Source organism: Rubrilithobacter danxiaensis, assembly GCF_047272945.1.
Lineage (GTDB): Bacteria > Bacteroidota > Bacteroidia > Sphingobacteriales > Sphingobacteriaceae > Rubrolithibacter > Rubrolithibacter danxiaensis.
The window spans coordinates 336,985-360,356 of sequence record NZ_JBKOPS010000003.1 but is presented as its reverse complement, the minus strand read 5'-3'; the positions used below and the strand labels follow the sequence as shown (position 1 = coordinate 360,356).

The window sequence follows — 23,372 nt, the reverse complement described above, 5'->3', positions numbered from 1 at the left end:
ATAGCTGTACTTTTGTGCCCGGTAAATAAAAATAGAAGTGGGAAATCATAAAAATCTGCATAAACTATCTGCTGCTGGTTTATTAATTAGTTTAGGGATAATTTACGGCGATATTGGAACCTCACCTTTATATGTTTTTAAAGCTATTATTGGTGAAAAAAATATTATCACTCCGGATATTGTTTTAGGAGGTTTATCCTGCATATTTTGGACACTGACCTTACAAACCACCATAAAGTATGTTATAATTACCCTTAGAGCAGATAACAAGGGTGAAGGAGGAATTTTTTCATTACTATCACTGGTTCGAAAAAAAGCACGCTGGCTTGTTATTCCGGCCATGATTGGCGGATCATCACTTTTAGCCGATGGCATGATAACTCCCCCAATCACAGTTTCGGCAGCTATTGAAGAATTGGGAAATATCTATCCCGGCATGCCTACAATGCCTATTGTAATGCTGATTATTACCTCGTTATTCATTATTCAGCAATTTGGAACATCACTTGTTGGAAGAGCGTTCGGCCCTTTAATGCTCATATGGTTTACTACCATGGCTGTTTTTGGTTCCATGTATGTTTTCCAGATGCCAAGTATTGTAAAGGCTATTAATCCGTACTACGCATATCATATTTTAGCAGCCAACCCTAAAGCCCTGTTTATCCTCGGAGCTGTTTTTTTATGTACAACGGGTGCCGAGGCTTTGTATTCTGATCTGGGACATTGCGGAAGATCAAACATCCGGATAAGCTGGATTTATGTTAAAACTGCCTTATTGCTTAATTATTTCGGACAGGGCGTTTGGCTATTGCAGCATCAGGGTGCTGTTCTACATAACGAAAATCCATTTTACTCCATAGTGCCCGAGGACTTTAAGTTCTTTGCAATCGGTATAGCAACCATAGCAGCGGTAATTGCCAGCCAGGCGATGATTTCCGGTTCGTTTACCCTCATTTCGGAAGCTGTTCGTCTAAACTTATGGCCAAAAGTTAAAATAAATTACCCGTCTAATCAAAAAGGCCAGCTTTATGTACCATCCATGAACTGGATATTGTGGGTCGGATGTATGATTGTGGTGTTTATATTTCAAAAGTCATCCAATATGGAGGGAGCTTATGGTTTAGCCATAACGCTGACTTTTATGATGACAACCATTTTGATGTCGGTCTATCTCAAAATGAAGAAATTTCCAACCTATCTCATTGTTACTTTCGCAAGTGTCTACGGAATTATTGAGTTGGCGTTCCTATCAGGAAATATGGCAAAATTCCTTCATGGAGGATGGTTTACACTGATGTTGTCAGTAATTATTTTCTCTGTTATGTGGTCATGGGCATCAGCAAGAAAAATCAAAAACCGCTATGTTAAGTTTGTAGAGATCGAAGATTATTTTCCAATTATTAAAGAATTAAGTGAGGATACAACAGTTCCGAAGTACTCATCTCAGCTGGTATATTTAACCAGCGCTAATTTCCGCTCAGAAATTGAATCAAAAATTATTTACTCAATTTTACAGAAACAACCTAAAAGGGCAGATGTGTACTGGCTTGTGCATGTGGATGTAATGGACGAGCCTTATACTAGGGAGTATAAAGTTGATTTTCTTATACCCGGAAAATTGATCCGGGTTGATTTTAAACTTGGTTTCAGAGTTGAGCAAAAAATAAATCTCTTATTCAGGCTGGTGGTTGAAGAATTGGTTAAAAACGGCGAAATTGATATCACAAGTAAATACGAGTCGTTAAATAAACATAAAATAGTTGGTGATTTCAGGTTCGTTGTTCTCGAAAAGGTACTTTCAAGGTCAAATAAACTGAATTTTATAGAACGTTTTATGATGGACTACTACTTCATTCTGAAACATTTCAGCTTATCTGAGGAGAGAGGTTTTGGATTGGATCTGAGTTTTGTAACCGTTGAACAGGTACCACTTATTGTAACCACCACAGAAGATATTGAATTAAAACGGCTACGTAGTTCTTAGCTTACAGGCTTATAGTTCATAGGTATAGTTCATGGTTCATGGCATAGTTTATAGTCGATAGCATGCTGGACGTGCACCTCAAATCCTATAAATCAAACGCCATGAATAATATCTATGATCTATCTGCTATGAACTATGCCCCATCCGCTATCTATCATAAACTAGTAGCTACTCTTGTTTAACCGGCTGTTTTTGTAACTGTACGAAAAGTAAACAATCAGCCCCATACCGAGCCAGATTAAAAAACGCAGCCAGTTGGTGTATCCTAATTCTGTCATTAAATAAAAGCAGCTGAGTAAACCTAAAACAGGTATTAAGGATAAATTTTTGGTAAAGGAAAGAACTGCAAGCGTAGCCGACAGAAGAATAAACAGAAAATAAGGAAGATCATCTTTTAAAGAATGCCAGTCCTTAGTTAAACTAATGAGCATAATTAAAGGCTGCCAAAAAGTAATAATACCAACAATAAATAATACCGGAATAATGTATTTCGAGTTTATATAAGGAATTTTGAATTTTCCTTTGCTTTGTTCTATTTCTTCTTTCGGTAATAATAAAACGCCGCCGCAAACCAGTACAAAAGCAAATAAAGTACCGATGCTGGTAAGATCAGTTACCTCTGTAAGGTTCATGAACAGCGCCGGAACTGCCACAACAATACCGGTAACAATAGTAGAAAAAGTAGGTGTTTTGTATTTTGGATGAATAAAGGAGAATGCCTTCGGCAGTAAACCGTCCCTGCTCATACTCATCCAGATACGAGGCTGTCCCATCTGAAAGATTAGCAGCACACTTGCTGTAGCAATAACGGCACTAACTGAAATGATATAACTTATTTTAGTTAGTCCTACCTGTTCAAAAACATACGCCAATGGGTCACCCACCTGTAAATCCTTGTAATTGACCATCCCCGTAAGGACTAAGGCAATAAGAATATAAAGAATGGTGCAAATAATTAATGAATATATCATTCCTTTCGGAAGGTCTCTTTGCGGATTTTCACATTCTTCTGCAGTTGTAGAAATGGCATCAAAACCGATATAAGCAAAGAAAACGCCCGAAACGCCTTTCATTACACCACCAAAGCCGTTGGGTAAAAAGGGTGACCAGTTGGCCGGAGTAATATAAAAAGCTCCAAGTATAATCACTGCTATTACAACTCCTATTTTTAGCATCACCATTGCATTGGTTGCTTTTTTTGTTTCCCTGATTCCGATATAAACCAGGTAGGTTATTAATGCAACGATCAGAAGTGCAGGGATGTCGGCAATTAATTTCAAACTTCCAAGTGCAGGTGCATTTTCCCATGCGGAAGCCTGGAAACGTAAATTATCAGTTATTTCTGACAGTTGATTGGCGGCTGTTAACTGCTGGATTTTATCATGAGCCCTGTAGGCCGAAAGATAATCCATAGTTAAGTAGGAGGGGACATGGATATTAAATCCTTCTAGCAGATTGGTAAAATATTCACTCCATGAAATAGCGACGGCAATGTTTCCGATGGCGTATTCCATAAGCAGATCCCAGCCGATAATCCATGCTATTAATTCACCAAATGAAGCGTAGGCATAGGTATAAGCACTGCCCGAAACCGGAATACGTGAAGCAAATTCTGCATAGCAAAGTGCAGAAAAACCGCAGGTTACAGCTGTAAGAATGAAAAGGATAGTAACACCGGGGCCTCCATGAAAAGAAGCTTCTCCGATAGTTGAAAAAATTCCGGCTCCTATTACGGCCGCAATTCCCATAAAAGTAAGGTCCCTTACTTTCAGTACTTTATGCAGCCTTGCATTTGTGTCTAAACTTTCGCCATCGCTATAACCGCTTTCAATATCATTTAAAATTTTAGAGAGGGGCTTTTTACGAAAGAAATTAAATGCCATCAGACGGAATTGTTAATAATATATCCCTCAAACTTAAAAATTATTTAAGACTGAATGATAGAAATAATTAAACAATCGCAGTGCTGTTAATGATGCTGATGTTTCTTTTTTCTTCGTATTATAAAAATAACAGCCAGTATGATTATAACAGCCAGTATAATTCCGGCAATTGTAAGATTGGTTTGCCCTTGTGTAGCACTTCGCCCGGTTGTGTTTCCTGGTTTGGTAAACTGGCTTTGAATAGTAGCGGGTGGAACGATTTTTATCGAGCTAAAAAATTTCTCCTTCTCCGCTTCTGCGTATTCTTTGTGCAGATCCTGGTAAAGAAATTGGAAGGTATAAGTAGCACTGTTTTCGTGCAGGATACGAATATTGCGTATTTGTTTGCCGCTGCCACTATCTAAGGCGAGCGTAAAATCTTTTACTCTTAAGTTTCCTATCGTAGTGTCATTTTCGTCAGATACGGTTCCTTTTGATCCTGTAGTTATTTTTTCGATATAATCTGAATAATACTGATCCAGGTGCTTTTTCTTTTCAATATCCGGAGTTGCTTTAGGATTATCAGGGCTTATGGTAATTAAAATATTTCCGAAAGCAGTTTTAGCGGAAATGATAGTTTGATTTAGGGTGTCTTTTTTCTGAATATCCCCGGGTAAAAGAACCTGGATAGAATCATCAATTTTATGAATTTCCCATTTCTGGGCAAAACTATGAGTGAAGAATGAGAGAAGAAGAAAGGTAAGAAACAACTTTTTCATTATCTCATAACCTTTCTGCTTATAAAAAGTTTAAATTTTTGCCTGAAGCTTAAATTTTTAAAGATAATAACGGAGAGTTCAGGAAAATTTTTCTGAACCCTCCGTTCAGTGTTATTCTTCCAGTTTTGCTAATTCTGATTTGATAAATTGAGCCAGTTCTTTTACGTAGTCTGCGCTGAAATCAAACTTAATTCCTGCCGTTTCATAAATTTCCCGAATGGATTTTGTATAACCTAGTTTTAATGCATTCAGGTATTTTTCTAAACCCTGCTGTGGATTTTGTTTATAATTCTTCCATACAGCGATAGCGCCTAACTGAGCAATAGCATATTCAATGTAATAAAAAGGAACTTCAAAAATGTGCAATTGCTTTTGCCACAGATTTTCCATTGCTTCCTCATAGCCAGACCAATCAACAAAATTCTTTCCGAATCTTTCAAATATTAGCTTCCAGCTCTCTTTTCGCTCTTCGGTAGTATGTTCGGGATGGGTATAAATCCAATGCTGAAACTGGTCGACTACCGCAACCCAGGGCAAGGTTTTCAGCACATCTTTCAGCTGATCTCGTTTAGCACGTTTCAGTTCCTGCTCATCCTTAAAAAATACGTCCCATTTATCCATTGAAATTAGCTCCATGCTCATGGAAGCAAGTTCGGCAACCTCCGAAGGAAGATGCTTAAAGTCATTTAATTCCAAATCAGCCGAAATGAAGGTATGCACGGCATGCCCCCCTTCGTGCACCATGGTTGTTAAATCGCGAAAAGTATTGGCGGAATTCATGAAAATAAACGGAGCGCCGGTTTCTGCCAAAGGATAATTATAACCGCCCGGAGCTTTTCCTTTCCTGCTTTCTACATCAAAAAGGCCGTTTGCTTTCATTATTTCTAAACGTTCTCCGATATAGGAATTTAAACCTTTGAAGCATTCAATGGATTTATCAATTAGCTCCTGTCCGTTTTGAAACGGTTTTAAAGCCTCCTTTCCTGATGTATCTACTTCCGTATCCCAGGGTTTAAGGCTTTCTAATCCCAAAGCTTCTTTTCTTTTTTCAGCCTGTTCCCTTAATATTGGTACAATTTCCTGTTCAATGGCATGATGAAAATTAAAACAATCTTCAGGTGTGTAATCAAATCTGCCTAAAGCCTGGAACATATAATCCCGGAAATTCTCAAATCCCGCATTTTTTGCTACCTGATGACGCAACTTCAGTAACCCGTTAAACAGATCATCCAGTTTGTTTTTGTCTTGAAGCCTCCTGTTTGTGATTTCTTCCCAGGCTTTTTGCCGGATATTCCTGTCTGTATTTTTTAAAAAAACCGAAGCTTGTTCCAGCGTATATTCTTTTCCTTCAAGCGTTACGCTCATGGAACCTGTTATAGACTGGTATTGCTGCTGTTCTACCTGTATCTGGGTTAATAAAGGAATATTTTCTTCCCTGAAAAGTTCGAGCGCTTTTTTTACACCTCGTATGTAAATGAAATATTTGTCTTTGTCGAGCTGCTCAGCAAAGGGGCTTTCTATGAATTTTTTATTCAGTTCGTTAGAAAGCGGCGCAATTTTAGGTTCAATTTCGGTAGCAAAATATTGAAAATCCTGAAGCAGCTTTTCGTCAGTGGTGTCGCAGGTCATTTTAATATACCGCCAGGCGAAATCTTCTTCCAGGGCGGCTTCGAGTTCGCTTCTGTTTTTCAGCCAGGTTTCAAGTTCTTCAGCAGAGTTGATTTGCCGTTCTTTCAGTTCGATAAAAGCCGGTTCTAATGCTTCCCATTTTATTTCTAAATCAGCCGGAATGTATTTTCTTTCTTTTTTCGCTATCATGATCAATATTTAACGCTACTAAGTTAAATACAGTTCATGTTGTTTTAAATTCTTATTTAGCATTGCGTTTATTGTAGAAGGATTGACTTAAAAAGTGTATTCCCTCGTGATAAGAAGTCGGATTTATTCCAAAAGCTTTTTCAAATTTATCGGAGTTAAAGTTGTAATCGTACTGATATTGGTAATACATTTCTACAGTTCCTTTTACAACCGGGTTAAATAATCCTACCAGTTGCAGCATCAGTTTATTTATTTTCGTAAATTTTGGATGCTTGTTGAAAATATCGGCAGCAAGCCGAATAAATTCCTTTCCTTTTATTGCGGGTGCTGTAGGCAAATGCCAAATCTGGTTATCGCTTTTCGGATTTTGCCCCAATAAATACATGCCTTTAGCTGCATCGGGAACGTATGTAAAGGAATGTAAGGTATTGACATTACCGATCCATTGCGGAGTTTGGTTATTAGAAAGTTTATCTAAAACCATCATGTCAAAGAAACTATTCATGGAATCTGTAGCACCGTAAAAATCAGCCCCACGTGCTATACTGGCACGTAGGTTACCGGCTTTAACTTCCTGCATTAGGGTATCGGCAATTTTTGCCCTGATTTCGCCTTTAACGCTTGACGGGTTGTAAGGAGTAGTCTCAGTCATCGGGCCTTTTACCCGGCCATACATGTATACATTGTCAAAAAAAATCAGTCGGGCATTATTTTCTTTAGCCGCATTAATTACATTTTTAATAATAATGGGCCATTGCTGTCTCCATATTTCTTTATCGTACTTTAAACCCGCACACAAATAAATTACAGATGAGCCCTTAACGGCTGAAGAGATTTCAGAGAAGTTTAATAAATCGCCTTTCTTCCAGGTGGTATTGCCTCTTGTTGCAATTTCTCTGCGGCTAATTAAACGAACAGTTTCCGTTGTTTTTGATAGTTCGCGTGTCAACGCATTGCTGATTGGTCCGCCTGCTCCTAATATGGTATGCATAATTTTTTGTTTTGATTTGATTCAAAAGTAGTTGGAGCAATTTGGCTAAAACGTTAACAAAAGATAAGAATTTGAAAGGGAACTAAAATTGAATGTAGAAGGAGCCTTACTCTAAAGCGCCGTTTACAAGCAATCCCGAAGCTGGTTCCAGAATCCGTTTTCGTATCCGCGAAAGCGAAACAGGGGTAATGCCTAAGTAATTTGCTATATAATGCTGTGGAATACGTTTAAGAATATTTCTGCCATACTGAAGAAGCTGGAGATAACGTTCTTCAGGAGTTTGAGTGACGAAAGAAAATACACGGTCATCGTAACAACAGAGAAGTTCTTCAGCTACAAGGCGGCCGAATCGTTCCATTTTATAGTTAATAAGCGGGTTATTTAAAAGTTGTCCAAGGGCATTTTTAGAAAAAATAATTATTTCAGTATTTTCCAGCGCTTCGATATAACAATTGGAAGGATTTTGGTTCAGAAAGCTTTTATACGAGCTTATGAGTTCGTTTTCCAGGCAAAAATAACCGGTTATTTCCTGGCCGTCCTTAATATGGTAGATGCGTACTGATCCTTCTAAAATGAATCCAACTTCTGTACAGACTTTACCTGTTTCGACAAAATTTTCCTTTTTCTTTATGCTTTTCAGCTGAAGAAAGCTTTGAAATATAGCCCACTCCTCCTCTGTAAAAGTTACATATCGGGTTAAAAAGGCCCTGTAAATCTCCAGCTGGCGTTCTGTTACTATTTTCATAGATAGGAGTTTTAGAAATTACTTCTAAAATAAGCATCCAAAAGAAAACAAACAGCAAAAATAACGGAGGCAATGCCATTGGTTGTCCCAAATGCAAGGTTTACCTTACTTAAATCGGTAGGTTTTACAAGGCTGTGCTGGTAAATCAACAACCCGATAAAGAAAATAACTCCTGCTATATAAAACCAGCTTAATGGAGCATAGAATAAAGGCAGAATAACAAAAATGACGGAAAATATGTGCAGAACAGAAGAAACTGTAAGCGCTTTTTTTCGACCTAGCCAGGCCGGAATAGAATGCAGATTTTCCTGTTTATCGAATTCATCGTCCTGCAAGGCGTAAATAATATCAAAACCACTTACCCAGCATAATACTGCAAGGGAGAAAAAGACTGGCAGTAAATTGAATTCTCCTGCAACAACTAGATAAGCACCGATCGGAGCCAGCCCTAAACCCGTACCCAGCACAATATGGCAAAGCGGTGTAAACCTTTTAGTATAACTGTAACCTAAAACTGTTGCCAGTGCTACGGGCGATAAATAAAAACAAAGAGTATTGATAAAGTAAGTAGTAGAAATAAACAGAAGGCAATTGATCAGCGTGAAAATAAGTGCGTTTTTTGCCGGAATCCTTCCCGCAGGGATATCACGAATGACCGTACGTGGATTTTTGGCATCAAAATCCCTGTCGAGATACCTGTTAAAAGCCATGGCCGAATTACGGGCAAATACCATGCAAAGGACCATCAGTATCAATTTACTCAGGCTGAATGTATGATCGGTAGTGGTAACAGCAAGAAAAAAGCCGATAAAGGCAAACGGCATTGCAAAAATAGTATGAGCAAACAGAACGAGCGAAAGGTATTTTTTCATTGTTTTTTAATGTTCCCTTTTATTGATTCTTTTTTTGTTGTACACCTTATTAACTTTCCAATGGAGAAATGAATTTGTTATTGATATCTTCTATAAAAGCAAGTACTTCTTCACGGCCCTGTTGAGTTTCGGAAGAAGTAATAAATGCGGCTGGAAATTCTTCAAAGAACTGCAGTAACGCCTTTTTAAACTTCTCTGCGTTTTGCTGAGTTTTTAAAGCGGACTGCTTATCCGATTTAGTAAAAATCAGAACAAAGGGAATTCCCTGTTCGCCAAGCCAGAAACAAAAATCAAGATCAACTTTTTGCGGCTCTAGCCTGCTGTCAATTAAAACAAATACACATTGTAAGCTTTCCCGGTTTTTAAGATAGAAACGGATAAATCTTTCCCAGTCATTTCTGTTACTTCTGGAGGTTTTTGCATAACCATATCCGGGCAGGTCTACCAGGTACCAGTTTTCATTTATCAAAAAATGATTGATAAGCTGTGTTTTTCCCGGTGTTTGCGACGTTTTTGCCAGGCCTTTTTTCTGAGTAAGCATGTTTATCAGAGACGACTTGCCAACATTCGATCTTCCGATAAAAGCATATTCAGGTAATGCCGGTGGCGGAAGCTTATCTGTTCGTGTATTGCTGCACTTAAATTCAGCCGATTTTATAATCATTGATACAAAGGTAGAAATTAGTTCTGAGAGCAGAGAGCAGAGCACATTATGTCAAATAGCGAACTTTAAGCTTCTGGCTCTCCACTTTTACCTTTCACCTCCAACCTTTTACCTTATCTTTGCTTCATTATGCCAGAAACAGTTACTCCGTATAAAGATCCGAATGCTACTAAAAAAGAACAGGTAGCGAGTATGTTTAACAATATTTCGAAAACGTACGATTTTTTAAATCATTTTTTGTCTTTAGGCATTGATGTAATCTGGCGTAAAAAGGCTATCAGGGAATTAGTAAGTACAAAGCCGCAAAAAATTCTGGATGTGGCTACAGGAACTGGCGATTTTGGGTTTGAAGCCATCCGGATATTGAAACCTGAGAAGATAATCGGGGTAGATATCTCCCGGGGAATGCTGGATGTAGCTGCAGAAAAGATCCGAAAGCGCAACCTGCAGCAAATTTTTGAAGTGCAGCTGGGAGATTCGGAAAAACTTTTATTTGAAGACAATACCTTCGACGCCATTACTGTAGCTTTTGGTGTGCGAAATTTTGAAAACCTTGAAAAAGGTTTAGAAGACATGCACCGGGTATTAAAATCAGGAGGGAAAGTAGTAATCCTCGAGTTTTCAAAGCCGCGGGTATTCCCGGTAAAGCAGCTGTATAATTTCTATTTTCACTATATTACACCTGGCATCGGCAAGTTGTTTTCAAAAGACAGCAGCGCCTATTCTTATTTGCCAGAATCTGTTGAAGCATTTCCGGATGGAAAAAAATTTACTGCTTTAATGGAAAAAGTAGGCTATAAAAATACCAGAAACCGCCCTCTGGCGTTTGGTATCTGTTCTATTTATACAGGAGTTAAATGATAAAACGCTTTACGCTGATAGCGATTCTTGTATTGATGCGTTTGTCCTTGTTTGCACAGAACTGGGGAGGAGGAGTTGATAACGAACTGCTCCATTTCGGATTTACTTTTCAATACATTAGCTCTGAGTATAAAATATTGAAAAAGAAGGACTGGCGTGCTCCTTTTACAGACCCCGAAACCAATGCACTGGTTTCAGATTCACTTTACTCGATCAGTTCGCCTCCAACTCCCGGCTTCGGTTTAGGTTTTGTAAGCGACCTCGCTTTGGGCGATCATGCCAATCTTCGTTTTACACCGGCAATGGTATTTACGGACAGGTTGCTGGACTATAATTACCTTGATACCACTCAATTCAGGCAGAAGAAAGTTTCCGCTACCATGATCGATCTGCCCATTGGAATAAAGCTAAAATCTGACCGCAGGAATAACTTCAGGGCATACCTGATCGGGGGATTAAAATATTCGGTAGATATTATTTCTAAAAAGAAAACCAACGATGAGGGGCTGGATTTTTCAGAGAAGTTTGTAAAAAATAAACGTGGAATTTTATCGTACGAAGCTGGTATAGGCTTCGATTTTTATTTTGAATTTTTTAAGCTTTCTCCTGAAATTAAGCTTTCTAACTCAGTAAACAGCGTGTTGAAATCCGAAGTAAATCCTTATTCATCTCCCCTGGATAAACTTTTTCTTAGAAATTTGCAGTTTAGTCTGTATTTCGAGTAAAATATTCTCTTTTTTCAATTCCTGTTTTGATAGCTAAAAAAATGTAATTTCGAAAAGTAAAACTTGTTATGTCCAGAATTGCACTGATTACAGGGGCCACAGCCGGGATTGGCGAAGCATGTGCTCATACCTTTGCTTCAAATAATTTCAATCTTATTTTAACCGGCAGAAGAGCTGACCGGCTAAAAAAGCTTTCTGATGATCTGGAAAAAACGTATCCTGTTAAAACAATAAGCTTAAATTTTGACGTTCGTGATAAAGCCGCAGTTCAGGCTAATCTGGATCAGCTGCCCAAAGAATGGAAAAAAGTAGATGTACTGATTAATAACGCCGGTTTAAGTCAGGGGCTTGATCCGATAGATGAAGGCAGTACCGATGATTGGGATGTGATGATTGATACAAACATTAAAGGATTATTGTATGTAACTAAAATAGTATCGCAATGGATGGTTGAACGAAAGTTGGGCCATATTATTAATTTGGGATCAATTGCCGGGAAAGAAGTTTATCCGAAAGGAAACGTATATTGTGCAACCAAACATGCTGTGGATGCTTTGAATAAAGCAATGCGTATTGATTTATTACCTTATGGAATTAAAGTAACAGGAATCCATCCCGGGGCGGTAGAAACGGAATTTTCGGAAGTGCGTTTTAAAGGCGATAAACAGCGGGCTGGAAAAGTGTATGAAGGGTTTGAACCATTAATTGCTGCTGATATAGCTGAAACAATATGGTTTGCCGTAAACAGGCCTGCCCACGTAAATATAAATGAACTGGTAATAATGCCTGCAGCCCAGGCAACAGCTACAAATATCAGGCGTGATTAAGTTAAAAAGGATAATTTTGCACAACAATTAAGCAATACAACAATAAAATCTAAATGTCATTACAACAAAAAATAGATCAGGATATAAAAGGAGCAATGCTGGCAAAAGATGAGGCTCGTTTACGCGGGTTGCGTGCTGTTAAAGCGGCTCTTTTACTGGCCAGAACCGAGAAAGGGGCTTCAGAGGATTTAAGTGAAGAAACCGAAATCCGGGTGCTTCAAAAATTAGTAAAACAACGTAAAGAATCGGCAGAAATATATAAAACGCAAAACCGGGAAGATCTTTATAAAGTGGAGATAGAAGAACAGGAAGTAATTGAAGCATACTTACCTAGGCAAATGGATAAAGAAGAGATTAAAAATTATATCTCAGAAATTGTTTCGCGTACAGGAGCCTCCAGTATAAAAGATATGGGGAAAGTGATGGGGCTGGCTAATAAAGAATTAGCAGGAAAAGCAGATGGCAAGGCTATTTCTGAAGTTGTAAAAGAATTGCTATCGTAAAATTATTTGTTGTTTCTTTGTTATAATCGCAGTACTGTTTTACATACAATTAATTATTTTTAATTTTTTTACCAATCGTTAATAACATTTGCATAGTCTCAAATAATCTATGGAGTTTACAGTAAAAGAAGAAAATGGGTTTAAATACATCGAAGAAGGCGAGGGCCAGGTACTGTTGTTGCTTCATGGTTTAATGGGTGCTTTAAGCAATTGGGAAAGCGTTGTTGTTAATTTCAGAACACGTTACCGTATCATCATTCCCATGCTGCCCATTTATGAAATGCCATTATTAACAACAGGCGTAAAAAGTTTAGCCAAACATGTTCATAAATTTATACGTTTTAAAAAATTAGATCAGGTAACCCTTTTAGGAAACTCACTGGGCGGCCATGTAGGTTTGGTATTAACGCTGGCACATCCCGAAGAAGTGAAAGCACTTGTTCTTGCAGGAAGTTCCGGTTTGTATGAAAATTCTTTTGGCGGCTCTTTTCCACGCAGAGAAAGCTATGACTTTATTAAGGAAAAAACAGAATTTACCTTTTACGACCCTAAAACAGCTACAAAGGAATTGGTTGACGAGGTTTTTGAAACAGTAAACGACCGTAACAGGGTAATACGGATACTCGCAATGGCAAAATCAGCAATCCGGCATAATATGGCAAAAGAATTGCATAAGATAACTATACCGGTCTCTTTAATTTGGGGGAAAAATGATCGTGTTACTCCTCCGGAAGTTGCGCAAGAGTTTCACCAGTTGTTGCCAAATTCAGAGTTAAACTGGATTGATAAATGCGGCCATGCACCTATGATGGAGCAGCCCGAAGAGTTTAATATGTATCTGGACAAGTTTTTAAACCGCATATTGCTTAAATAAATGGTTGCACGCGAATTATTATCAGATAGCATTCCACCGTTAAAAACTTCTGACTCCGTTCAGAAAGTTTTTGACAGGATGGCTGAATTTCGCGTAAGCCATTTGCCGATAGTGGATGACAAGCAGTTTCTGGGTCTGATTTCAGATGAGGATATTATTGAAGTTCCGGATTATCAAACTGCTGTCGGCGAACTGACATTGTCTTTAAATAACGTTTGTGTTAACGCTGAGCAGCATATATATGATGCTATTCGAACCTCCTATGAGAAGAAGTTAAGTGTAATTCCTGTTTTAGACGAGCAGAAGAATTACCTGGGTCTGATTTCTCTTAATTCTTTGGTTGAATACATGGCAACTCTTACTTCAGTTAAAGAGCCTGGTGGAATAATTGTGCTGGAGATCAGCAGCCGCGAAAATTCCTTGTCGCATATTTCACAGATTGTAGAATCAAATAATGCCCAGATTTTAAGTTCCTATATTCAATCATTTGCTGATTCTACCCGTCTGGAAGTAACATTGAAAGTTAACCTTCTGGACTTAACAGCCATTGTTGCGTCTTTTCAACGGTATAATTACATAGTTAAAGAAACTTTTCAGGATATTAAAGCGGATACGGGCCATACAGATCGTTATGATCAGTTAATGAATTATCTCGGTATTTAGGTACTAGTGCCCGGACAACTTCGATAAATAAATTTGGATGAAAATCGCAATCTACGGCCGTCAATTCAGCGATACAGCTCTTCCCTACGTTCAGCAGATATTTGATTACATGGGATTATACTCCATAGATCTGTATGTATTTGATAAATTCAGCCAGTTCATTGCAGGAAAGGTTTATTTCCCTAAAAAGCTTCATATATTCAGAACTTATGAGGAGTTAAAAGGACAGGTAGATGTTTTATTGTCATTAGGCGGAGACGGAACTTTACTGGATACTGTGTCGCTTGTACGCGATTCGCAAATTCCTATCATCGGTATAAATTTTGGCAGGCTTGGGTTTTTAGCTACTATAAATAAAGATGATATAAAATCAGCAATACAAAGCCTGGTAAACAGGGAATTTACCTTAGATAACAGGGACTTGATACGTGTAGATTCGGAACGCAATTTATTTCAAAATGAAAATTTCGCTCTGAACGATATCACCATTCATCGCCGGGATAATTCTGCAATGATGACCATTCATGCCTTTCTTAATGGTGAATATCTGAATTCTTACTGGGCAGATGGATTAATTGTTGCAACACCCACTGGCTCTACTGCTTATTCGTTAAGCTGCGGCGGCCCAATTATTTTTCCTCAATCAGAAAACTTTGTAATTACACCCATTTCTCCTCATAATCTGAATGTAAGGCCGGTTGTGATTTCAGATTCCAACGTCCTTTCGTTTGAAATTGAAGACCGCAGCTCAAAATATCTTTTATCCTGCGACTCAAGAACTGAAGTTATCGACAGTTCTCTTAAGTTCAGCATTCGTAAAGCCGATTTCAACATAAACCTGGTACGCTTAAATAATGAAACTTATTTATCAACTTTGAGGAATAAGTTGCTTTGGGGAATAGATGCCCGAAACTATTAAAACATGCTGCGGTTTTTTTGCCTGAGTTCAATCTGTGTCTTCCTGCTGAATCCTGTTTTTGCACAAAGCTGGGAGATGGGTGGCTTTTTGGGTAGTTCGGCTTATATGGGAGATTTAAATCCGGTAACTCCATATAAAGTAAAAGATATTTCTTTAGGCGGCCAGCTTAAATGGAATATCGACCCTTACTGGTCCATAAAATTGGGTTTTATGCATGGCAAGATCCAGGCAGCAGATTCGCTTTCAAAAAACGAACATTTTAAAGAAAGAAACCTTAGTTTTTATTCGCCGGTGGATGAGGTGTCTTTACAGTTAGAGTTTAATTTTTTTAACTATATACCTTCTGTTAGTAAAAAAAGGTATTCTCCATACCTGTTTACCGGCATAGGAACCGTAATTTTTAATCCTAAAACCAAATTGAACGGAGATGAGTATGAACTGAATTTATATGGTACAGAAGGACAGGATATTCAAAATCCGTATAAAACATATGCGTTGTCAGTTCCTTTTGGTGCAGGTGTAAAATATAATATCACCGGTAAATGGAACCTAATAGGCGAAATAGGTTATCGTACCGCTTTTACCGATTATCTGGATGATGTCAGCAACATTTATCCCAATTATTCAACCTTAATAAATCCCACTGCGGTAGCTTTATCAGATAGGTCTGCAAGTCATATCGGCATAACCGGTACCCAGAGGGGCGATTTCAGGAAACGGGATACTTATATGTTTGTGGGTTTTAGCCTTACCTACACGTTCCTGTCGGATAAATGCTATAATTTTTAAATCTTAAAAGTATTTATATTTAAAGAAAATTAAGTAGAACTTAACTGACACCGTTCAGGTAATTGCTCTATAACTTGATTTTCAATTATCTAATAGAAAAGCTGCAATTTATTTTACCTTTGCAGGTTTTAAACCTGGAGATATGCCAGTAGTCTTACATTTTTGATCTCTCCTTGAATAAGGAATATACTATCAGATGAGTTTAAAGGAGCAAATTGATACAAAAAGGTTGCCACAGCACGTAGCTGTAATTATGGATGGCAATGGCCGGTGGGCAAAAGAGAAGGGTAAACTTCGTGTTTTTGGGCATCAGAACGGGGTTGCTGCAGTCCGCGATACGGTAGAAGGTGCTGTAGAAATAGGGATCCCTTACCTCACATTATATGCCTTTTCTACCGAAAACTGGAATCGGCCTAAACTGGAAGTTACTGCTTTAATGGAATTGCTTGTATCTACAATAAATAAGGAAACAAAGACCTTGATGGAGAACGAAGTCCGTTTAAATGCGATCGGCGACTTAAAACAGCTACCTTCAAAATGCGCCAGGCAATTGCAGGAGGCTATTAACAAAACTGCCAATAATAAACGCTGTACCCTTACGTTAGCCTTAAGTTATAGTTCAAGATGGGAAATTACAGAAGCTGCAAAAAAACTTGCTGCCGAAGTGAAGGAAGGGAAAGTGAATGCTGAGGATATAACAGAGAAATTATTTTCATCTTATCTTACTACCGCAAATATTCCTGATCCGGAGTTAATGATTCGTACCAGCGGAGAGTTCAGGATCAGTAACTACCTTTTATGGCAGCTTGCTTATGCTGAACTGTACTTTACACAAAAATTGTGGCCTGATTTCCGCCGGGAAGATTTATTTAAGGCCGTAATTGATTTTCAGGGCAGAGAGCGCCGTTTTGGCTTAATCAGCGAACAATTGAACTAATTTTACTTTTAACAAATTTTAACAACTGATACAGTTAATTTAGCAGCGTAAATTTTATAAATGAATAAGTTTTTAATTACTTTATATTTCCTGGTTATAGGTACAGTTGGAATGGCGCAGATCAGGCTTCCGCAGTCGGGCAACTCGCTGCGTACAACATCTGCCGCCGATACCTTAAGTTACCTGAATCCGAAAGAATTTACCATCGGCGGTACAAGTATCAGTGGGGTGCAATACCTGGATACTGCTATCCTTGTTCAAATTTCCAAATTAAATAAAGGCGATAAAATTATTGTTCCCGGAGATGCTACATCTAACGCAATTAAAAATTTATGGTCGCAGGGTTTATTTGATGACGTTCAGCTAAACATTAAAGAGATCAGAGGCGACTCTATTTTCTTCAATATTAATGTAGTGGAAAGGCCGCGGTTAACACGTATTGAACTGAAAGGCCTCAAGAAAAGCGAAAAGGAAGAAGTCCAAAAGAAATTAAGCGATAAAACAGGCAAAATCGTTAATGAAAACCTGATCAACACTACTACGAATACTATTAAAAAGTTTTTTACAGAGAAAGGCTTCCTCTTTACGGATGTTGAAATCAAACAGCGTAAAGACGAATCTGAACCTAATAGCGTGGTACTTGAAGTTACCGTTGATAAACATTCAAAAGTACGGGTAAACAGCATTGCTTTTGAAGGAAATAAAAACTTCAGCGATAGAAAGCTTCGTAAGTTCTTTAAGAAAACCAAGCAGAAAGAATTTTATAAGATTTTCGGAACTCCTAAGTTTTTACGTGAGAAATACGAAGAAGATAAAGAGCGGTTGATAACTAAAATGCAGGCCAAAGGGTATCGCGACGCCGAAATTCTAAGTGATACAATAATTCCTCACAATAAAAAAACGGTAGATATAAAAATTAAGCTGCACGAAGGTCCGAAGTATTATTTCGGTAATATTGAATGGGCCGGTAATGCAAAATATCCTACCAAAGTTCTGGAAACTATCCTTGGAATTCAGAAGGGGGATGTTTTCAGTGAAGAGAAGCTTGAAAAAAAACTACGGGGGTCGCCGAGTGGCGATGATGTTTCATCACTTTATTTAAACGATGGGTATCTTACATTTAACGTAAACCCCGTACAGACAAAAGTTTACGGCGATACGATTGACTTAGAACTTCGTATGTATGAGGGTCCTCAGTACACGGTAAATAAAATAATTTTAAAGGGTAACGATATTACAAATGATAAAGTTGTAAGAAGAGAGATCCGTACCAAGCCCGGACAGAAATTTTCGAAAGAAGCTGTAGTTCGTACCACCCGTGAGATTGCTACATTAGGCAACTTTGACGAGGCAAAAACGGATGTTAAACCAATTCCTAACCCTTCTGACGGAACTGTTGATATTGAATATACGGTAGCAGAAAAACCTTCAGATCAGATAGAATTATCAGGTGGTTTTGGCGGAGGAAGAATTATTGGTACGCTGGGTTTAACGTTTAACAACTTTTCTGCCCGTAACCTGTTCAATTTTAAAGAATGGAAACCGCTTCCAAAAGGCGATGGCCAAAAGCTGAGTATTCGTGGGCAAACAAACGGTAGAGCGTATCAATCATACAGTTTCTCTTTTTCAGAACCATGGCTTGGCGGTAAAAAACCGGTTTATTTCGGAGTAAGTGTATTTACTTCGCTGCAATCCAACGATTTTTATAATAACATGCCGGAGGAGAATTTGTACCGGATCAGGCTGAACGGTGTTACAGTTAGTTTAGGGCAGCGCTTAAAATGGCCAGATGATTATTTCCAGATAAGCCACTCTATAAACATACAGGAATACCGATTAAAGAATTACCCCTATTTAGTAAATTTCAGGAACGGAAGTTCATATAACTTCAACTTAACCCAGGAGATTTCAAGAAATTCACTGGATCAGCCGATATTTCCAACCAGCGGTTCAAATCTGCGGTTAACTATACAGGCTACTCCTCCGTATTCGTTGTTTAACAATATCAATTACCGTACAGCATCAGATAAGGACCGGTATAAATTTACCGAGTATTATAAAATGAAATTTGATGCTCAATGGTATCAGCGTATTTACGGGAAATTAGTATTAAAAGCCCAGTCGCAGTTCGGATTTTTGGGAAGGTACAATACGGCTGCTGCCGAACCTGTGTTTGAACGGTTTAAACTTGGAGGTGACGGAATGCAGGGATTCGATTATCTTAAAAGCTCGGAAATCATAGCGTTAAGAGGATATGAAAACGGTTCGGTAATACCAATAGGTTCCGATCCTGATATTGCCAGAGAATCGGGAAGTCCGATTTACAGTAAATATATTTTAGAATTGCGCCATCCGGTAGCAGATACCCAACAAGCTAAGATTTACCTTTTAGCATTTGCCGAAGGAGGTAACACATGGAACACCTTCAAAGATTTTAATCCTTTTAATGTAAGGCGGTCAGTTGGTGTGGGAGCGAGAGTTTTCTTACCTATATTTGGATTGCTGGGTATTGATTATGGTTATGGATTCGACAGAATTCCCGGATTGCCCGATGCAAACAAAGGCCAGTTTCATTTCAGTATAGCACAACAGATGGGCGGATTTAATTAAGAAGAACATGAAAAAAGCAGTATTAACTTTCGCATTTATACTTTTTGCAACGGTTGCCTCTTTTGCGCAGCGGTTTGCTTATGTGGATACAGAATATATCCTAAAACATATTCCCGAATACTCTTCGGCCCAGAAACAGCTTGATGCGCTTTCACAGCAATGGCAGAAAGAAGTTGATACGCGGTTTGCGGAGATAGAAAAATTATACAAAGCTTACCAGGCAGATCAGGTTTTACTTACACCTGAATTACGAAAGAAAAGAGAGAATGAAATAGTAGAAAAGGAAAAGGCTGCTAAAGAATTTCAACGCATTAAATTTGGTTTTGAAGGCGATTTGTATAAAGAGAGAGTTCGGTTGATTCAACCTATACAGGAGCGGGTAGCTAAAGCAGTGCAGGCAGTTGCAGAAGGACAGCAATTGGATGTGATCATGGACAAAAGCAATCAGTCGGCCTTACTGTTGTATGCAAGTTCACGTCTGGATAAAAGCAATGACGTAATTGTTCGTTTAGGTTATAAACCCGGAACTTTTGCCGAATAAGAAAAAAGTAGTAAATTTAAATTTGCAAAATATACAATTGAATTAAGGAAAAGAGGAATCATCATGAGCCCTGATTTTTTAAAAAATAAGACAAATCAGCATTCATGGTAACTTTATTACAGTTAAAAAAACACGATTATTAAAAATGAAAAATTTAGTTAAAGTAGCAGTAGTAGCGGCAGGATTGTTTTTAGCAGGGAATACTGTAAATGCTCAGCAAAAGTTGGCGCACATTAATTCAGCAGAATTATTGCAGGCTATGCCTGAAATGAAATCAGCTGATGCAAATTTTCAGACTTTTCAGAAACAAAAGCAAACTCAGTTGGAGCAGATGGATGCTGAACGCCAGAAAAAAATAGCCGCATTTAATGATAAATACAAAACATTAAGTGAGGCCAATAAAGAAGTGCTTGGAAAAGAGTTGCAGACATTGCAAACCGAGATCCAGGATATGGAAAAAAGAATAGACGAAACTCAGCAAAAAGCTCAGGAAGAATTACAGGCTAAGCGTACCACTTTATACCAGCCGGTGTTTACCAAAGCAGAAACCGCGGTTAAAGCAGTAGCAAAAGAAAAAGGATATGCCTATGTTTTTGACGTTTCGCAGCCAGGCGTAGTTTATTTTGAAGGCGGAGATGATCTTTTAGCTGCTGTGAAAGCTAAATTAGGGATTCCTGCAACTAATACAACTTCAGCAGCTCCGGCAGCGTCTAAAAAGTAAACAGGTTTAAGGATATATGAAAGCGGCTTTGGGCCGCTTTTTTTATTTATAAAGTTTTGTATTTAATTTGAATAAAATGATACAATAGCGACGCTTTTGCGTATAATATTGCAATAAAACGCAGACTATTATGTAAGTTTGCAAAAAGGATTATGAATTGAATTTCTATCTGCTATATATACTTGTTGCAGCAGTTTTATTTTCTTTCACTGCTATTTTCGCCTTGTTTGCGGTATATGCAGAGAGAAAGATATCTGCTTTTATACAAGATCGGCTTGGGCCTATGGAAACCGGAAAGTTTGGAACCTTACAGGCTTTTGCAGATATTTTAAAATTACTTCAAAAGGAATTCATTGTTCCTTCAGTTTCTGATAAGATTTTATTTGGTTTTGCGCCTGTTATTATTTACGCCTCAGTTTACCTCGGTTTTGCAGCTTTGCCATGGGCGCCGGGTGTAGCGGCGTCCTCATTAAATCTTGGGATCTTTTACATTTTTGCTATTATATCTGTAGAAACTGTAGGTATTTTAATGGCTGGGTGGGGTTCAAATAATAAATATGCGCTTTTAGGGTCAATGCGATCCATTGCCCAGATCGTTTCGTATGAGATTCCTGCCGGAATTGCAATTATTTCTGCCATCATGATCTCACAGTCATTGAATCTGCAGGAGATAACAATAAGTCAGGGAATTTTATCTGCGGAAAGAATAAAATTTATCGGAATCTGGGATGTATCAAAGGTTGGCGGATTTCTTGCCTGGAATGTTTTTCAGGCCCCGCATTTAATAATAGCATATATAATTTATTTTATTGCATCGCTTGCTGAATGTAACCGGGCTCCGTTTGATATTCCTGAAGCAGAATCTGAATTGGTAGCGGGTTTTCATGTCGAATATTCAGGCCTTCGCTTCGCTTTTGTTTTTCTTGCCGAATATTCAATGATGTTTTTAGTTGGCATGATCGGCGTAGTGCTGTTTCTTGGGGGCTGGAATACACCCTTGCCGAACATTGGCTCGCTTAAGCTGGCCGATTGGACAACCGGAATAGGTTGGGGCATTTTCTGGGGAATGTTAAAAGCTTTGATGGTGGTAGGTGTTCAGATCTGGATCAGGTGGACATTGCCGCGATTCAGGGTAGATCAGTTGATGAATTTTAGCTGGAAAGTATTAACTCCGCTTGCTTTCGGATGCATGCTTATATCAGGCATCTGGAGATTAATGGTGATGTAATTAGCTATGGGAATTCTTGGGAAAAGTTTTTCTGGATTTGTAACTGCATGGAAAGGGTTAATGCTTACCATGAAGCACCTTTTTTCTGCAAGAAAAAGCCGCGAAATTAAAGGAATACAAAGCGATAATTATTTTGCTCAGCAGGAGGGGATTGTTACAGTTCAATATCCCGCTCAAAAAATACCCGTCCCGGAAGTTGGAAGGTACCAGTTGGATGTGGAAATCGACGATTGTATTGTGTGCGATCTCTGTGCGAAGATTTGTCCTGTAGATTGTATAGAAATTGAAAGCATAAAAGCAACAGAAGCAATAGGACAGACTTCGGATGGTACTACTAAACGTCTGTATGCCGCAAAGTTTGATATTGATATGGCCAAATGCCTTTACTGCGGGCTCTGTACCGTAGTATGTCCTACAGAGTGCATTACCATGACCAATACTTACGACCGAAGCGTTGCAAACGTACGTGATTTGATTTACCAGTTTTCTGATATGAGCCCTGAAGAAGCAGAAGAGAAAAGAAGGGCACTTGAGAAACAAATGGAAGAGCGTAAGGCAGCTAAAGAAGCGGCATTGAAATCTTCGCAACAAACAAAAAAAGACGAATGAACATTCCTTTAGAGTCGCTATCTTTTTATGTTTTAGGCATTCTTGCTATTAGTTCTGCACTGATGGTGGTAAGCAGTAATAACCTGGTGCGTTCTATCTTTCTTTTTTTTGTTACTTTGTTTTCACTGGCAGGCTTATATGTATTCGCCCTGGCCGATTTTGTAGCAATTACACAAGTTGTAATATACGTTGGCGGAGTACTTGTACTCATGCTTTTTGCTTTTTTGTTATCGAATAAAGAATTGTTAAATGATCTGCAACTGCTTAAAGTAAAAGCTGTGCGGTTGCGCCATATGCCCGGGATACTAGTAGCATTGCTTTTTCTGCTGATATTAGTCCGGGTTATTATTGATGCTGATATTTCTGGCTTAAGCTGGATAAATGCCGCTTCTGAAAACAATATCCTTAAGCCTACCGATAATACCGTGCATCAATTAGGTATCAACCTGATGACAAAATATCTTTTACCTTTTGAGATTGTATCGGTTCTCTTGTTAATGGCCTTAATAGGAGCTGCACATATTGCCAGAAAGGAACACAGATTATGATATCATTGTCGCATTTCATGTTTATAAGCGCTGCTCTGTTTTGTATCGGGATTTATGCTGTACTTACAAAAAGAAATGCTTTGTATATTCTTATCGGGATAGAATTTATTATAAACGCGGCTGTATTAAATCTGGTTGCATTTAGCAGGTATGATAAAACAAATACAGGCGGACAAATATTTGCATTATTTGCTATTGTGCTTGCTGCTGCGGGTGTCGCTGTAGCTTTGGCAATTATTTTAAATGTATATAAACAGTATAAAACGATTGATCCTACTAAAATTGATAATTTAAGAGATTAG

General features: G+C 38.3%; 24 protein-coding genes. 17 read left to right on the top strand and 7 right to left on the bottom strand.

The features are described 5' to 3' along the window. The first annotated feature begins 37 nt into the window (after nt 1-37). Nucleotides 38-1,984 (top strand): KUP/HAK/KT family potassium transporter, encoded by a 1,947-nt coding sequence (locus ACLCDL_RS05595; protein WP_423147289.1) that lies wholly within the window; start codon nt 38-40, stop codon nt 1,982-1,984. Nucleotides 1,985-2,145: 161 nt separating this feature from the next. Here ACLCDL_RS05595 and ACLCDL_RS05590 read toward each other — a convergent pair whose 3' ends face one another. The 7 genes from ACLCDL_RS05590 to yihA form a co-directional block, all read right to left on the bottom strand. Next, nucleotides 2,146-3,867, bottom strand: coding sequence for an APC family permease (locus tag ACLCDL_RS05590; protein WP_423147288.1), 1,722 nt, complete (start codon nt 3,865-3,867; stop codon nt 2,146-2,148). Nucleotides 3,868-3,953: 86 nt separating this feature from the next. Beyond that, nucleotides 3,954-4,625, bottom strand: coding sequence for an LPXTG cell wall anchor domain-containing protein (locus tag ACLCDL_RS05585; RefSeq protein WP_423147287.1), 672 nt, complete (start codon nt 4,623-4,625; stop codon nt 3,954-3,956). Nucleotides 4,626-4,736: 111 nt separating this feature from the next. Then, nucleotides 4,737-6,443, bottom strand: a complete 1,707-nt coding sequence (locus ACLCDL_RS05580; RefSeq protein ID WP_423147286.1) for a M3 family oligoendopeptidase — start codon at nt 6,441-6,443, stop codon at nt 4,737-4,739. Between the two features lie 52 nt (nt 6,444-6,495). Continuing rightward, nucleotides 6,496-7,434 (bottom strand): NAD-dependent epimerase/dehydratase family protein, encoded by a 939-nt coding sequence (locus ACLCDL_RS05575; RefSeq protein WP_423147285.1) that lies wholly within the window; start codon nt 7,432-7,434, stop codon nt 6,496-6,498. Nucleotides 7,435-7,540: 106 nt separating this feature from the next. Then, a complete protein-coding gene (locus ACLCDL_RS05570; protein ID WP_423147284.1) occupies nt 7,541-8,179 on the bottom strand; it encodes a Crp/Fnr family transcriptional regulator in 639 nt (212 codons plus the stop codon). Between the two features lie 11 nt (nt 8,180-8,190). Next, on the bottom strand, nt 8,191-9,051 hold the full coding sequence (locus ACLCDL_RS05565) for a 4-hydroxybenzoate octaprenyltransferase (RefSeq protein ID WP_423147283.1): 861 nt from the start codon (nt 9,049-9,051) through the stop codon (nt 8,191-8,193). Nucleotides 9,052-9,100: 49 nt separating this feature from the next. Next, nucleotides 9,101-9,715, bottom strand: a complete 615-nt coding sequence (yihA, locus tag ACLCDL_RS05560; RefSeq protein ID WP_423147282.1) for a ribosome biogenesis GTP-binding protein YihA/YsxC — start codon at nt 9,713-9,715, stop codon at nt 9,101-9,103. 129 nt (nt 9,716-9,844) lie between these two features. Between yihA and ubiE the strand changes: the two genes are divergently transcribed. From ubiE to nuoK, 16 genes are all read left to right on the top strand, one after another. After that, on the top strand, nt 9,845-10,576 hold the full coding sequence (gene ubiE / locus ACLCDL_RS05555; RefSeq protein WP_423147281.1) for a bifunctional demethylmenaquinone methyltransferase/2-methoxy-6-polyprenyl-1,4-benzoquinol methylase UbiE: 732 nt from the start codon (nt 9,845-9,847) through the stop codon (nt 10,574-10,576). Beyond that, the gene (gene porT / locus ACLCDL_RS05550) at nt 10,573-11,301 is read left to right on the top strand and encodes a type IX secretion/gliding motility protein PorT/SprT (protein WP_423147280.1); all 729 of its coding nucleotides are present in this window, start codon (nt 10,573-10,575) and stop codon (nt 11,299-11,301) included. Before ubiE ends, porT begins: the two co-directional genes overlap by 4 nt. Nucleotides 11,302-11,369: 68 nt before the next feature. Then, on the top strand, nt 11,370-12,128 hold the full coding sequence (locus tag ACLCDL_RS05545; RefSeq protein WP_423147279.1) for an SDR family NAD(P)-dependent oxidoreductase: 759 nt from the start codon (nt 11,370-11,372) through the stop codon (nt 12,126-12,128). A 53-nt stretch (nt 12,129-12,181) separates the two neighbouring features. Further along, nucleotides 12,182-12,631 carry a GatB/YqeY domain-containing protein gene (locus ACLCDL_RS05540; protein ID WP_423147278.1) on the top strand — a complete coding sequence of 150 codons (450 nt, stop codon included), beginning with the start codon at nt 12,182-12,184 and terminating at the stop codon, nt 12,629-12,631. A 109-nt stretch (nt 12,632-12,740) separates the two neighbouring features. Continuing rightward, on the top strand, nt 12,741-13,505 hold the full coding sequence (locus ACLCDL_RS05535) for an alpha/beta fold hydrolase (protein WP_423147277.1): 765 nt from the start codon (nt 12,741-12,743) through the stop codon (nt 13,503-13,505). Beyond that, nucleotides 13,506-14,168 carry a CBS domain-containing protein gene (locus tag ACLCDL_RS05530; RefSeq protein ID WP_423147276.1) on the top strand — a complete coding sequence of 221 codons (663 nt, stop codon included), beginning with the start codon at nt 13,506-13,508 and terminating at the stop codon, nt 14,166-14,168. Between the two features lie 37 nt (nt 14,169-14,205). Further along, nucleotides 14,206-15,087: an NAD kinase gene (locus ACLCDL_RS05525; RefSeq protein WP_423147275.1), complete on the top strand. Its 882-nt coding sequence runs from the start codon at nt 14,206-14,208 to the stop codon at nt 15,085-15,087. Between the two features lie 3 nt (nt 15,088-15,090). Beyond that, entirely contained in the window at nt 15,091-15,876 is a 786-nt protein-coding gene (gene porG, locus ACLCDL_RS05520; protein WP_423147274.1) for a type IX secretion system protein PorG, read from the top strand. Nucleotides 15,877-16,072: 196 nt separating this feature from the next. Continuing rightward, entirely contained in the window at nt 16,073-16,813 is a 741-nt protein-coding gene (locus ACLCDL_RS05515; protein ID WP_423147273.1) for an isoprenyl transferase, read from the top strand. A gap of 60 nt (nt 16,814-16,873) precedes the next feature. After that, nucleotides 16,874-19,423, top strand: a complete 2,550-nt coding sequence (gene bamA / locus ACLCDL_RS05510; RefSeq protein ID WP_423147272.1) for an outer membrane protein assembly factor BamA — start codon at nt 16,874-16,876, stop codon at nt 19,421-19,423. A 7-nt stretch (nt 19,424-19,430) separates the two neighbouring features. Further along, nucleotides 19,431-19,964 (top strand): OmpH/Skp family outer membrane protein, encoded by a 534-nt coding sequence (locus tag ACLCDL_RS05505; RefSeq protein WP_423147271.1) that lies wholly within the window; start codon nt 19,431-19,433, stop codon nt 19,962-19,964. A gap of 145 nt (nt 19,965-20,109) precedes the next feature. After that, nucleotides 20,110-20,685, top strand: coding sequence for an OmpH/Skp family outer membrane protein (locus ACLCDL_RS05500; protein WP_423147270.1), 576 nt, complete (start codon nt 20,110-20,112; stop codon nt 20,683-20,685). Nucleotides 20,686-20,842: 157 nt separating this feature from the next. Beyond that, nucleotides 20,843-21,913, top strand: coding sequence for a complex I subunit 1/NuoH family protein (locus tag ACLCDL_RS05495; RefSeq protein WP_423147269.1), 1,071 nt, complete (start codon nt 20,843-20,845; stop codon nt 21,911-21,913). 6 nt (nt 21,914-21,919) lie between these two features. Next, nucleotides 21,920-22,522: a NuoI/complex I 23 kDa subunit family protein gene (locus ACLCDL_RS05490; protein ID WP_423147268.1), complete on the top strand. Its 603-nt coding sequence runs from the start codon at nt 21,920-21,922 to the stop codon at nt 22,520-22,522. Next, entirely contained in the window at nt 22,519-23,070 is a 552-nt protein-coding gene (locus ACLCDL_RS05485) for an NADH-quinone oxidoreductase subunit J family protein (RefSeq protein WP_423147267.1), read from the top strand. Before ACLCDL_RS05490 ends, ACLCDL_RS05485 begins: the two co-directional genes overlap by 4 nt. Then, nucleotides 23,067-23,372, top strand: coding sequence for an NADH-quinone oxidoreductase subunit NuoK (gene nuoK, locus ACLCDL_RS05480; RefSeq protein WP_423147266.1), 306 nt, complete (start codon nt 23,067-23,069; stop codon nt 23,370-23,372). The genes ACLCDL_RS05485 and nuoK overlap by 4 nt, the downstream gene beginning before the upstream one ends.